Source organism: Nocardioides sp. SYSU D00065 (genome assembly GCF_017916425.1).
In the GTDB taxonomy this organism is placed as follows: Bacteria; Actinomycetota; Actinomycetes; order Propionibacteriales; family Nocardioidaceae; genus Nocardioides.
In genome coordinates this window covers 129,072-141,540 of the sequence record NZ_JAFMSX010000003.1, presented here as the reverse complement: position 1 = coordinate 141,540, position 12,469 = coordinate 129,072, and the positions used below count along the sequence as shown (strand labels likewise).

General features: G+C 72.5%; 12 protein-coding genes. 6 read left to right on the top strand and 6 right to left on the bottom strand.

Annotated features, from left to right (window positions below; genetic code table 11):
• Nucleotides 1-16: 16 nt before the first annotated feature.
• The 4 genes from J3P41_RS14155 to pknB are packed head-to-tail and all read left to right on the top strand — an operon-like array spanning nt 17 to nt 6,154.
• Nucleotides 17-1,423, top strand: a complete 1,407-nt coding sequence (locus tag J3P41_RS14155; RefSeq protein WP_210651012.1) for an FtsW/RodA/SpoVE family cell cycle protein — start codon at nt 17-19, stop codon at nt 1,421-1,423.
• Nucleotides 1,420-2,880, top strand: a complete 1,461-nt coding sequence (locus J3P41_RS14150) for a penicillin-binding protein 2 (RefSeq protein ID WP_210651011.1) — start codon at nt 1,420-1,422, stop codon at nt 2,878-2,880. The genes J3P41_RS14155 and J3P41_RS14150 overlap by 4 nt, the downstream gene beginning before the upstream one ends.
• On the top strand, nt 2,877-4,340 hold the full coding sequence (locus J3P41_RS14145) for a serine/threonine-protein kinase (protein WP_210651010.1): 1,464 nt from the start codon (nt 2,877-2,879) through the stop codon (nt 4,338-4,340). Before J3P41_RS14150 ends, J3P41_RS14145 begins: the two co-directional genes overlap by 4 nt.
• Nucleotides 4,337-6,154, top strand: coding sequence for a Stk1 family PASTA domain-containing Ser/Thr kinase (pknB, locus tag J3P41_RS14140; protein WP_210651009.1), 1,818 nt, complete (start codon nt 4,337-4,339; stop codon nt 6,152-6,154). The genes J3P41_RS14145 and pknB overlap by 4 nt, the downstream gene beginning before the upstream one ends.
• Before the next feature lie 39 nt (nt 6,155-6,193).
• Here the strand turns inward: pknB and J3P41_RS14135 are convergent, their stop codons facing one another.
• Nucleotides 6,194-6,946 (bottom strand): DUF881 domain-containing protein, encoded by a 753-nt coding sequence (locus J3P41_RS14135; protein WP_210651008.1) that lies wholly within the window; start codon nt 6,944-6,946, stop codon nt 6,194-6,196.
• Between J3P41_RS14135 and J3P41_RS14130 the strand changes: the two genes are divergently transcribed.
• Complete coding sequence (locus tag J3P41_RS14130; RefSeq protein WP_307862000.1) at nt 6,929-7,492, top strand: cell division protein CrgA; 564 nt, start codon at nt 6,929-6,931, stop codon at nt 7,490-7,492. The two genes, J3P41_RS14135 and J3P41_RS14130, sit on opposite strands and share 18 nt — an antisense overlap.
• 318 nt (nt 7,493-7,810) lie before the next feature.
• Here J3P41_RS14130 and J3P41_RS14125 read toward each other — a convergent pair whose 3' ends face one another.
• Entirely contained in the window at nt 7,811-8,755 is a 945-nt protein-coding gene (locus J3P41_RS14125) for a rhomboid family intramembrane serine protease (protein ID WP_210651006.1), read from the bottom strand.
• 74 nt (nt 8,756-8,829) lie between these two features.
• Complete coding sequence (locus J3P41_RS14120) at nt 8,830-9,342, bottom strand: peptidylprolyl isomerase (protein ID WP_210651005.1); 513 nt, start codon at nt 9,340-9,342, stop codon at nt 8,830-8,832.
• A 188-nt stretch (nt 9,343-9,530) separates the two neighbouring features.
• On the opposite strand from J3P41_RS14120, the gene J3P41_RS14115 reads away from it, so the two are divergent.
• Complete coding sequence (locus tag J3P41_RS14115; RefSeq protein WP_210651004.1) at nt 9,531-10,319, top strand: hypothetical protein; 789 nt, start codon at nt 9,531-9,533, stop codon at nt 10,317-10,319.
• A 106-nt stretch (nt 10,320-10,425) separates the two neighbouring features.
• On the opposite strand, the gene J3P41_RS14110 is transcribed toward J3P41_RS14115, so the two are convergent.
• The 3 genes from J3P41_RS14110 to J3P41_RS14100 are packed head-to-tail and all read right to left on the bottom strand — an operon-like array spanning nt 10,426 to nt 12,392.
• Nucleotides 10,426-10,806 carry a DUF3817 domain-containing protein gene (locus tag J3P41_RS14110; RefSeq protein WP_210651003.1) on the bottom strand — a complete coding sequence of 127 codons (381 nt, stop codon included), beginning with the start codon at nt 10,804-10,806 and terminating at the stop codon, nt 10,426-10,428.
• A gap of 10 nt (nt 10,807-10,816) precedes the next feature.
• Entirely contained in the window at nt 10,817-11,545 is a 729-nt protein-coding gene (locus J3P41_RS14105; protein ID WP_210651002.1) for an SURF1 family protein, read from the bottom strand.
• A gap of 52 nt (nt 11,546-11,597) precedes the next feature.
• Nucleotides 11,598-12,392: a siderophore-interacting protein gene (locus J3P41_RS14100; protein ID WP_307861999.1), complete on the bottom strand. Its 795-nt coding sequence runs from the start codon at nt 12,390-12,392 to the stop codon at nt 11,598-11,600.
• Between the last annotated feature and the right edge of the window lie 77 nt (nt 12,393-12,469).

The window sequence follows — 12,469 nt, the reverse complement described above, 5'->3', positions numbered from 1 at the left end:
CCACGGACGGACCGCGATGAGCCAGACCGGGACCCTGATGGGCTTCGTGCACCGGCGGCGCCGGGGCGCGGAGCTGTGGCTGCTCGTGCTCGCCCTCGCGGTCGGCATCGGCGCCTATGCCGCCGTCGGCCTCGGCCTCGAGGGCGAGGTGCCGGCCGACCTGGCCGGCTACGGCGGCTGGCTGACCGCGCTCATCGTCGCCGCCCACGTCGCGGTGCGCATCGTCGCGCCGTACGCCGACCCGGTGCTGCTGCCGCTCGTCGCGGCGCTCAACGGCCTCGGGCTGGCGGTGCTTCGCCGCCTCGACCTCACCTACGAGGCCAACGGACTCGACCAGCACACCTTCGCGCGACAGCAGCTCACCTGGATGACCCTCGGGGTCATCCTGTTCGTCGGGACGCTCTTCCTGCTGCGCGACCACCGCTCGCTGCAGCGCTTCACCTACACCTCCGGGCTGGCAGGCATCCTGCTGCTGATCCTGCCGTTCCTGCCGATCATCGGCGGCAAGATCAACGGCGCCCGGATCTGGATCAACGTCGCCGGCTTCAGCTTCCAGCCCGGCGAGGTCGCCAAGGTGCTCCTGGTGATCGCCTTCGCCGGCTACCTCGTGCTTCACCGCGACGCCCTGGCCCTCGCCGGCCGGCGGGTGGTGTTCATCGACCTGCCGCGCGGTCGCGACCTCGGCCCGATCCTGGCGATGTTCGGGGTGTCGATGATGATCCTGGTCGCCCAGAACGACCTGGGCTCCTCGCTGCTGTTCTTCGGGCTGTTCCTGGTCATGCTCTACGTCGCCACCGAGCGGGCCGGCTGGCTGGTCGTCGGCGGGCTGCTGTTCGCGGCCGGCGCATTGGCGGCGTACACGTTCGTCGACAACGTGCGCAACCGCTTCGACTTCTGGCTGCACCCGATGGACTACTACTACGAGTCGCCGGGCAGCGGGCAGCTGGTGGAGGCGCTGTTCGGCATGGGCTGGGGCGGGCTGATCGGGCGCGGGCTCGGCAACGGCTTCCCCGAGCGGGTGCCGTTCGCGTACTCCGACTTCATCCTGTCCACCATCGGCGAGGAGCTCGGCCTGACCGCGGTCATGGCGATCGTGCTCTGCTACGGCCTGATCGTGGAGCGCGCCCTGCGCATCGCGCTGATCTCGCGCGACGGCTTCGGCAAGCTGATGGCGGTGGGTCTCGCCGCGATCATCGCCCTGCAGGTCTTCGTGGTCATCGGCGGCGTCACCGGCCTGATCCCGCTGACCGGCCTTACCACCCCGTTCCTCTCCTACGGCGGGTCCTCGCTGGTGGCCAACTGGGTGGTGGTGGCGCTGCTGCTGCGCATCTCCGACCAGGCCCGCCGACCCGCCCCGCGGCTGGACCCGGTCGACGACTCGGCCGCCGACGACGAGCACACCCAGGTGGTGAAGCTGCGATGAACAAGCCCATCCGCGTCGTCTCGGTCTTCTGCCTGGTGCTGTTCATGGCGCTCCTGGTCAACGCGACCTACCTCATGTACGTCCGCGCCGACGACCTGTCCGACGACCCGCGCAACAACCGGGTCATCACCGCCGCGTACTCCCGCGAGCGCGGGGCGATCCTGGTCGGCAACGACGCGGTCGCGCGCAGCGTGCCGTCGGACGACCGCTACAAGTACCAGCGCACGTACTCCGAGCCGTTCAAGTACGCCCCGATCACCGGCTACTTCTCCCGCTTCAGCCAGACCGGGGTGGAACGCTCGCAGAACGCCGTCCTGGCCGGCGACGACTCCCGGCTCTTCGTCACCCGCCTGGTCGACATGCTCAGCAACAGCGACCCCAAGGGCGGCAACGTGCAGCTGACCGTGGACGCGGCCGCCCAGGACGCCGCCTGGACCGGCTTGGAGAACCTGTCCGGCGACGCCCAGGGCGCGGTGGTCGCGCTCGAGCCCACGACCGGGCGGGTGCTCGCGATGGCGTCCACCCCGACGTTCGACCCCAACGGCTTCGCCTCCCACGACTTCGAGGCGGTCGACGAGCTCGGCAAGCGCCTCAACAACGACCCCCGCGAGCCGCTGATCAACCGCGCGATCGGTACGACGCTCCCGCCGGGGTCGACGTTCAAGCTGGTCACCGCCGCGGCCGCGATCGAGTCGGGCGACTACGACGCCGACTCGATGGTGCCCGGCGGCTTCCGGTTCCGGCTGCCGCAGTCCTCGGTCTCCATCCCCAACCACGACGGCGGCGACTGCGGCGGACGCCGCATCACCATGACCCAGGCGATGCAGGTCTCCTGCAACGTCACCTTCCTCAGCCTGGCCAACGAGCTCGGCGTCGAGGCGATGGCCGAGCAGGCCGAGGCGTTCGGCTTCAACGACACCTCGCTGGAGGACCTCGGCGGCCAGGCGAAGTCGCTCTACCCGCGCGACATGGACCCGCCGCAGACGGCGATGTCCGGCATCGGCCAGGCGAGCGTGACCGCTTCCCCGCTGCAGATGGCGATGGTGGCCGCGGCGATCGCCAACGACGGCGACGTCATGCGCCCCTACGTCGTCGACGAGGTCCGCGCTCCGAACCTCTCGGTGCTCGACCGCACCGACCCGCAGAGCATCAGCAAGGCGATGTCGAGCTCGACGGCCGAGGAGCTGACCAAGATGCTGGTGGCCACGGTCGAATCGGGCACCGCGACCCCGGCGCAGATCCCGGGCGTCGAGGTCGCCGGCAAGACCGGCACCGCGCAGTCCACCGCCGACCAGCCGCCCTACGCCTGGTTCGTGTCCTTCGCGCCGGCCGACGACCCGCAGGTCGCCGTCGCCGTGCTCGTCCAGTCCAGCGACACCGCGCGCGAGGAGATCGCGGGCGGTCTCCTGGGCGGCCCGATCGCCAAGGCGATCATGGAGGCGGTGATCAACCAGTGACCGCGCTGACGCCGGGTGGCCACGTCGACAACGACGGGCGCTACCTCCTCGAGTCGCGCATCGCCACCGGCGGGATGGGCGAGGTGTGGGCGGCGCGCGACACCGTCCTGGACCGCCCGGTCGCGGTCAAGGTGCTCAAGGCCGAGTACGCCGACGACGCCTCCTTCCGCAGTCGGTTCGAGACCGAGGCCCGGCACGCCGCGGCGCTGCACCACCCCGGCATCGCGTCGGTCTTCGACTACGGCCGCAGCTCGGCCGCCGACGGCTCGGCCGTCGAGCGTCCCTACCTCGTGATGGAGCTCGTCGAGGGGCAGCCGCTCTCGGCCCTGCTCCGACCGGACGCACCGCTCGACCCGGCCGCGGCGCAGGCCCTGCTGGCACAGGCTGCCGACGCGCTGGGTGCCGCCCACGCGGCCGGGATCGTGCACCGCGACGTCAAGCCCGGCAACCTCATCGTCACGCCGGACCGCGCGATCAAGGTGACCGACTTCGGGATCGCGCGCGCGGCCGACGCGGTGGCGCTGACCGAGACCGGGCAGGTCCTCGGCACACCCGCCTACATCTCGCCCGAGCAGGCCGAGGGCCGAGCGGCGACGTCGGCCTCCGACGTCTACTCCCTGGGCGTCGTCGCCTTCGAGTGCCTGGCCGGCCGCAAGCCCTACGCCGCCGACACCCCGGTCGCGACCGCGATCGCCCACCTCCGCGAGCCGGTGCCCGAGCTGCCCGGCACGGTGCCGGCCGACCTCGCCGCCGTCGTACGCCGGGCGCTGTCGAAGGACCCGGCGGACCGGTTCCCCGACGGCGCCGCGTTCGCTGCGGCGCTGCGGACGCCCGCGTCCGTGGACGGTGGCGCGACAGCGGTCGTGCCCACGACGGTCGCCGAGCAGCCGGCCACCGCGGTCGTGCCTGTCGCACCGGTCGCCGCCGCGGCGGCCGCTGCACCCGAGGGACCGGTGGCCGACGTCCCGCCGGCGCGCGAGCGGCGACGTACGACGCCGTGGCCGCTGCTGCTGGGCCTGCTGGCCGTCGCCGCGGTGGTGGCCGCCGCGATGTGGCTGGCCAGCCAGGACGGCGCCGACCCGGTGGACGAGCCGACCGACCCCGGGCGCAGCCGCACCGACACTCCGGAGCAGTCGCCCTCGCAGAGCCCCTCTCCCTCGGAGTCACCGGCCGAGACGCCGACCGAGACCCCCACCGAGACCCCCACCGAAACGCCCACGGAAACCCCGACGGAAACGCCCACCGAGACCCCCACCGAGACCCCCACCGAGACCCCCACCGAGACCCCCACGGAGAGCCCGACGGAGACCCCCACCGAGACCCCCACGGAGACCGCGGTGCCCGAGTCGCCCGGCGGGGGCAACGGCGTCGGCAACGGGCAGGGCCAGGGCAATGGCCTCGGCAACAGCAACGGCGTCGGCAACGGCAACGGCAACGCGGAAGGGAGGGACGAAGGATGACCCAACCGAACCCCACACTGATCGGCGGTCGCTACGAGCTCGGCGAGCTGTTGGGGCGCGGTGGCATGGCCGAGGTCCGCAAGGGCAAGGACCTGCGGCTGGGACGCACCGTCGCCGTCAAGCGCCTGCGCACCGACCTGGCCAGCGACGCCACCTTCCAGGCCAGGTTCCGACGCGAGGCGCAGTCCTCGGCGTCCCTCAACCACCCGGCGATCGTCTCCACCTACGACACCGGCGAGGAGATGGCCACCGACGGGTCGGGCGTCGCCCAGCCCTACATCGTCATGGAGTGCGTCGAGGGACGCACCCTGCGCGACATCCTGCGCGAGGGCCGCAAGATCCTGCCCGAGCGCGCGCTGGAGATCACCGCGGGCGTGCTGGCGGCCCTCGACTACAGCCACCGCGCCGGGATCATCCACCGCGACATCAAGCCGGGCAACGTCATGCTCACGCCGTCCGGCGACGTCAAGGTCATGGACTTCGGCATCGCCCGGGCGATCTCCGACGCGTCCTCCACGATGACGCAGACCGCGGCTGTGGTGGGCACCGCGCAGTACCTCTCGCCCGAGCAGGCGCGCGGGGAGACCGTCGACTCGCGCTCCGACGTCTACTCGACGGGCTGCCTGCTCTACGAGCTCCTCACCGGCCGACCGCCGTTCGTCGGCGACAGCCCCGTCGCGGTGGCGTACCAGCACGTCCGCGAGCCCGCGGCGCCGCCGTCGGACCTCGACGACGAGCTGGACCCCGAGATCGACGCGATCGTGCTGAAGTCGCTCGCCAAGCGCGTCGAGGACCGCTACCAGAGCGCCGCGGCGATGAAGGCCGACATCGAGCGCTACCTGGCCGGGCACCCGATCCAGGCGCCCGCCGTCGTCGCGGTCCCCGAGACGCAGTACGTCCCGCCCGCCCCGCCGGCCGATGCGACCACCACGATGGCGTCGTCCCCGCCGCCCGGACAGGACCGCACCTCGCGCAGGCGTGCCGGCTGGTGGGTCCTCGCCGGGCTCCTGATGGTCGGCCTGCTGGGCCTGGGAGCGTGGTTGCTCAACGACCTGCTCTTCGACGAAGCGCCCCAGCGCACCGCCGTGCCCAACGTCGTCGGACTCACCGAGGAGGAGGCCCGGCTCGCGATCGTCGACGGCGGCTTCACCGTCGGGCGAGTCGGACGGGACACCTCCGAGACCGTCGAGGCGGACCGGGTCATCAGCCAGGACCCTCCCCGCGACGTGCCCGCCGACCCGGGCGACGCGATCAACCTCGTGGTGTCCTCGGGCAAGCCCGAGGTCGAGGTGCCGTTCGTCGTGGGCACGCTCCGCAAGGAGGCACGCGCGCAGCTGCTCGAGCAGAACCTCACGGTGCGCTTCCTCGAGGAGGACTCCGACGAGCCCCGCAACCAGGTGATCAGCACCGACCCCACGGCGGGTACGTCGGTCGCCGAGGGCACCACGGTCACGCTCGTCTACTCCGACGGTCCCGAGCGGGTCCCGGACGTGCGCGGCCTGCGACAGGGCGAGGCCGAGCGGGCGATCCGCGAGGCAGGCTTCGTCCCCGACGTGCGCACGGACGCCACGTCGACCGAGCCCCGGGGCACGGTCGTCGACCAGATCCCGGCCGGCGGCACCGCCGACCAGGGCAGCACGGTCACGATCTTCGTCTCGGCCTACGAGGAGCCGGAGACCCCGGAGCCGGAGACGCCGGAGCCGACCGAGACCCCGGAGCCGACCGAGACCCCGGAGCCGACGGAGACCCCGACCGAGACACCCGGCGTCCCGACCGACTCACCGACCACACCCCCGGCCCCCCGCCGCCGCTGAGCGCCGCGCGACGGCCCGGGGCTGGTGGGTCGGGTCGGCCTACCCCGCCATCGGCGTGGCGTAGGTGAGGTCGAGCAGCCCGGTGTACGCCGGCGCCACGGCCGACTCGAGCGGCGTCATGTCCCACGAGACGCCCCCGCCGGGGATCGCGGTGTAGTCGCGGTAGGTCGCGAGGATCGGGTCGGTGGTGAGCTCGGCCTCCATCTGGGCCTGGTCGCCGATCCCGACGATCACGTAGGGCGGGGAGTAGGGCAGTCCGTTGAGGGTCACCTGGTTGCCCTCGCACTTGATGCCGGTGGTGGAGATCAGCCGCTGGCCCTGGATGGTCACCGCCACCGCGCCGGCGTTCCACATCGCGTTGGCGACGGCCTGGATGTCCTGCTGGTGGACGACGAGGTCGTTGGGCTCTCCCTCGTAGGCCAGCCGCGCCTCCATCGGCGCGTCGTCGAGGGTCACCTGGACGGCGGGACCGGTCTTCGCGGTGAGCCCCGCCGGGTCCTCGAGCGTCGCGATCTGCTCCTGGACGCGGCCCACCGACCGGTCGCCGAGCTGGGCGCTGAGGGCCTCCACCTCGGCGTTGAGGGTGGCGGCCCGTGCCGTCAGGTCCCCGGCCTCGTCGCGCTCGGCGCGGACCACCGAGGCCAGGTCGGTCAGCCGGCCGCCGCGCAGGTCGATGCCGTCGCTCTGCTTCGCGCTCACCGCGAACAGCGTGCCGCTGAGCAGCACGACGAGCGGCGTCGCGACGCGCCAGACGCGACGGCGCCCGGGGCGCACGTGGGACTCGGACGGCATGGCGACTACGCTAACCCCCCGTTGGGCGCTGTGCCGTCCATCACCGGCGCCCGCGGGCGCCGCAGAACCTCCCACCCAGCCACAGGAGCAGCAGTGTCGAAGTCCACGACGGTCACCACCGAGGAGAAGACCAAGACCTTCTCCGTCAGGTTCCTGATCGCCCTGCTGCTGATCGTGGCCGGCATCGGCTGGCTGGTCTTCTACTACGCGCAGGCCCGGGGCAACCCGCTGGCGTTCCCGCCGGTGAAGGGCAGCCCCAAGGCCGTCGCCGACCTCGAGCGGTGGAACTACGTCATCGGCTTCGGCCTGCTGATGCTCGGCCTGGTGGTCTCCGCGCACCCCTCGACGCCGCTCGGCCGCGGCCGCGGCGTCGTGGTGGGCATGCTCGGCTGCTTCCTCGTGGGCCTGATCTGGATCTGCACGTTCTACGTCTTCTCCGACGACCTCTCGAGCCTGTGGATCCTCAACGACCTCGGCCAGTGGAACCTCGTCGTCGGCATCGCGTTCATGGCGGTCGGGTTCAGCTTTGCGACCAAGTGGGAGTAGGTTCTCCCTCGGCCGGTCCTCGTTGACCGGCCGGCACGGCACTGAGCGCCTCGAGCGGTGAGTGAGGCGCCTTCCTGGGGAAGGGAAGGCGTCTCTCTCACCGCTCGAGTCGATTTCGGGCTATCCCGCCGCAGTTCTCCACACTGTGGAAAACCCCTGTGGAGAATTACACCGGTGTAGTTGTCCACATCTGTGGGTACACCTGTGGGTAGACGACAGCCCCCGGACCGCGGCGGACGAGCACGTCGTACGCCGGGTCGCGGGGGCTGCTGAGGTGCCGGCGGAGCCGGCGGTGAGCTCGCGGTGAGCTGGTGATCGTCAGGTGAGCATGCCGACGCGCACGAGGGAGAGCCCGACCAGCACGGCGGTGACCAGGCCGACGCCGCCCCACTGCACGGCGGACCGGCGGCTCTTCGGTGCGTAGGCGATGATCGCGGCCACTGCCATGCCGCCGAGCAGCCCGCCGAGGTGGCCCTGCCAGGAGATGTAGCGCCAGCCGACCACGGTGATGACGACGCCGAGGGCAAGGTTCTGCATGAGCCACTGCGTGTCGAGGCGTGCCTTGCGGAACGTCACCAGCAGGCCGCCGAGGATCGCGTAGAGCGCGCCGGACGCACCCAGCGTCGACCCTTGCGAGTCGGAGAGCCACAGCACCAGAACGCTGCCGGCCAGCCCGCCCACGAGGTAGACCATCAGGAACCGGACCCGCCCCATGATCCCCTCCAGCGCGGGACCGAGGATGTAGATGGCCATCAGGTTGAGCGCCAGGTGCCAGAGGTCGACGTGGGTGAACATGCTGGTGACCATCTGCCACCACGCCCCGCTGGCGACGCCCTCGTGCCAGCCGGCGCCCGGCAGCGTCGCGCAGGCGGCCTGCTCGACCACGCCGGGGTAGTAGCGCCCCGAGCCGTCGAGGAGCTCGCACCGACCTCCTGGAGTGAGCGACAGCAGGTCCGCCAGCCGGGACCCGCTCCCGCCGAGGGTGACGGCGAGCCACACGACCGCGCTGATGCCCATCAGGACGTACGTCGTCAGCCGGGGGTCGGCGCTGCGCTCGCCGCCGTACAGCGCGCGGTTCTGCCGGGAGCCCTTGTTGGCCTCCTTGACGCACTCGGGGCACTGGAAGCCCACGGCGGCGTCGCGCATGCAGTCCGGGCAGATCGGCCGGTCGCAGCGCTGGCAGCGGATCCAGGTCTCGCGATCGGGGTGCCGATAGCAGGTGGGCACCCCGGTCGCGGCCGGGTCGTCGGTCGGCTGGGTCATCGCAGCAGCGTCGCCACGGTCACGGGAGGCACGGTCGTGGAAGGCACGGGTGGGGCAGGCTCGCGGGCAGCCGGTCAGCGCTCGATCGTGACCGACTCGATCACCACGGGCTCCACCGGGCGGTCCATGGCGCCGGTGGCGGTGGTGGCGATCGCGTCGACGACCTCGCGGCTCGACTGGTCGGCCACCTCACCGAAGATGGTGTGCTTGCGGTTGAGCCAGGGGGTGGCGCCGACGGTGATGAAGAACTGCGAGCCGTTGGTGCCGGGACCGGCGTTGGCCATGGCGAGCAGGTAGGGCTTGTCGAAGACGAGCTCGGGGTGGATCTCGTCCTTGAAGGTGTAGCCCGGACCGCCGGTGCCGGTGCCGAGGGGGCAGCCGCCCTGGATCATGAAGCCGTCGATCACGCGGTGGAAGCCGAGGCCGTCGTAGTACCGCTCGCCGCTGCGACCGGCGTCGTCGCGGTACTCCTTGGTGCCCTCGGCGAGGCCGACGAAGTTGTCGACGGTCTCGGGAGCGTGGTGGGGGAACAGGTTGACGACGATGTCGCCCCGGTTGGTCTTGAAGGTCGCCTTGGTGTCCGCCATGGGATGTGTGCCTCTCAGGTGCATCAGGTGGTTGCTCGTGTGCGCCTCGATCCTGCCACGCGGCGCCCACGGCCACCCCAGCCAGGGCGCGCCGGGCGACTGCGGGCGTCTCGCGCACGTCCGGACGGGGCTGGCCGCCTCAGGGTGCGCATGGTGAGATGGAGGCACACTCACTGAGGAGGTCACGCATGCCTTTCGGCCGCAAGAAGTCCCTCGTGGACCGGGCCCACGACTACGTCGAGCAGCTCTCGGACACCGTCATCCCCCAGCTGGAGTCGGCCTGGGAGCAGGCCGTCGAGAAGGCCGCACCGGCCCTGGCCGACGCGCGCGACAAGGCCCAGCCCCTGATCGCCGAAGGTCGCACGGTCGCCGCCGAGCGGGCCGCCGCCGGTGCGGCGATCGCTGCAGCCAAGGCCGCGGAGGCGCGCGAGAAGGCGGCGCCGCTGCTGACCGAGGGCCGCGCCCTGGCCGCGGAGAAGGCGGCCGTCGGCGCCGCACTGGCTGCGGAGAAGGCGGCCGTGGGCCGTGAGCTCGCCGCCGTTAAGGTCGCCGAGCTGCGCGGTCAGGAGCCGGAGCCGCAGAAGGGGGGCCGGCTCAAGAAGTTCTTCCTGGTCGGTGCGCTCCTGGCGATCGGCGGGGTCGTGTTCAGCAAGCTCCGCAGCAAGCAGGACGCCGACGCCAACTGGCAGTCGACCTACGTCCCGCCGGCCCCGCCCGCGCCCTCGACGCCGCCGACTCCGGCCTCGCCGGCCGCCACCTCCGCGGCTCCCGCGACCGGTGACCCGCTCACCGACCCGCTGCCCGACGAGGTCACCGCCGCCGACGTGGTGACCGCCGACCCGCCGGCGACCCAGGACGTGGGCGGCGGAGCGCCGGGCGAGGCGATCAGCGACGCCGTCGAGGAGCCCGCGCCGGCCACGACGCCCGACGACCCGGCCGAGGTCATCGACATCGACGACCCGCAGCGCAAGCAGTAGCAGGACCCACCCCGGGCGGTGTCCCGGCCACGTTCCGTACGTACGGAGCGGGCCGGGGCGCCGCCCGAGTCGTGTCCGGGGTCGTTTCCGGGGTCGTGTCCGGCGCTCAGGCGAGCTCGGGGTGCTCCGCGCGAACCCGCTTGGTGGCGCGGTGCTCGGCCCAGAACGACAGCAGCGGGACGGTGCCGCACACCAGCGTCACCAGGGTGAAGGGGAGGTCCCAGCCGTCGCGCCGCGAGAGCAGGAACGCGCTGAACAGGAAGATCATGTAGAGCCACCCGTGCGCCACACCGAGGTACGTCGTGATGAGCTCCCCGGCGCGCTGGGCGTCGGAGCCGGTGGCGACCCACGCCGGCGTGCTGTCGAAGATCTCCCACATCGGGGAGCCGTCGAAGTTGGCGAGCGGGACGCCGATGAGGCAGAGCACCACGAGGAGTACCCCGACGATGGTGGCCATGACGCGGTAGGCGGTGAGGGTGCGGGACACGGCGCTCAACCTATCCGGCGCTCGGTAGGGCGCCCTCGGGCGCCGTCGCGTCCCGGCGCCAGCGCCACCAGATGAACGCCGCGAAGGCGCCGAAGACCCACCACTCGAAGGCGTAGAGAAGGTTGCGGATCCCGGTGAACCGGCTGGGCTCCGGCAGCGCCTCGAGCTCGGCGGCGTGCAGGCCCTCGGCGGGCTCCTGGCTGACGAGGTAGGCGGAGTAGAGGTCGACGTCGACGCGCTGCACCGCGTCGGCGACCCGGATCTCGGGGAAGACGTCGTCGCTCGCGTCGTCGTCGGTGACCATGCTGCCCTCGGGGGCCTGCAGCCACCCGGTGACGTCGGCCTCGCCCGTCGCGGCGAGCAGTGCGGCGTCCGGATCGGGGGCCCAGCCGCGTACGACGAGCACGGCGGCGTCTCCGGTGCGGAGTGGGGCCACGGCCCAGTAGCCGGGCTCGCCCTGCAGCGTGCGGTCGGCGACCCAGAAGCCGCCCTCGAGCCACTCGCCGCTCACCTCGACCGGCCGGCCCAGGTCGGGCGCGGGGAAGGGGTCGTCGCTACCCATCACGTCGGTCATCGGGACCGGCGTCACGCCGGTGAGGTCGCGTGCCTCGGCGTCGCGGTGCGCCTGCCAGGCGTCGTACTGCCACTTCCCGAGGAAGCCGGCGATGCCCACCAGGACCAGCGCCAGCGCCGCGGCGCCGAGGTCGGTCAGCAGGCCGGGTCGGCGGGGGGCGGTCACGGACTCGATTGTCCCAGCCGCCGACAACGCGGCGGCGGGCGGTCCGGTCGCCTCAGGACTGCTCCTCGCGGGCGGCGAGCTCGGACTTCCACTCGCGGAAGCCCTCCTCGGTGCGGCCCTGGCGCCAGTAGCCGGAGATCGAGGCGTCGGCGCGCGGGATGCCGCGCTCCTTGAGCAGGTACGGGCGCACCCGGTGCATGACCTCCTGCGCCTCGCCGTGCACGAAGGCCTGGACCCGGCCCTCGGGCCACGGCCACGCGCGTACGGCGTCGGCGAGCCGGTCGCCGGCGCTGCGGTGGAGGAATCGCACCGTGACGCCCTCGAGGGCGGTGAGGGGCGGCTCGTGGGCCGGGGAGTCCACCAGCACCAGGGCGTGGCCGACCGCGTCGGCCGGCAGCGCGGCGAGCGCGGCGGTGATGGCCGGTACGGCTGACTCGTCCCCGACGAGGAGGTGCACGTCAGCGGTCGGGTCGGGCCGGTAGCCGCCGCCGGGCCCGTTGGCCTCGATCACGTCGCCGGGCCGCGCGCGCCGGGCCCAGGGGCCAGCCACGCCACTGTCACCGTGGACGACGAAGTCGATGGCGAGCGTGCCCGACGCGACGTCGGGGAACAGCGCGGTGTAGGTCCGCACGACAGGGAGGTCCTCCGGCGCCACGACATCCCGCAGCTCCCGCGGGCTGAGGCCCTCCGGCAGCTCCACGCCCGGTCGCGGGAAGACCAGCTTCACGTAGCGGTCGGTGTCCTCGCTGCCCGCGAAGGCGGAGAGGTCCTCGGAGCGGAACCACACGCGGCGCATCGCCGGGGTGACGTCCTCGGTGGAGGTGACGGTGAGGCGGGTGGGTGGCACGGAGGGATCTTTCGACGGGCGCGGGCGGACCGGGTCAGGCTACGTCGGCGGGCACAAGCGTCCCCTTCGCTCACCGG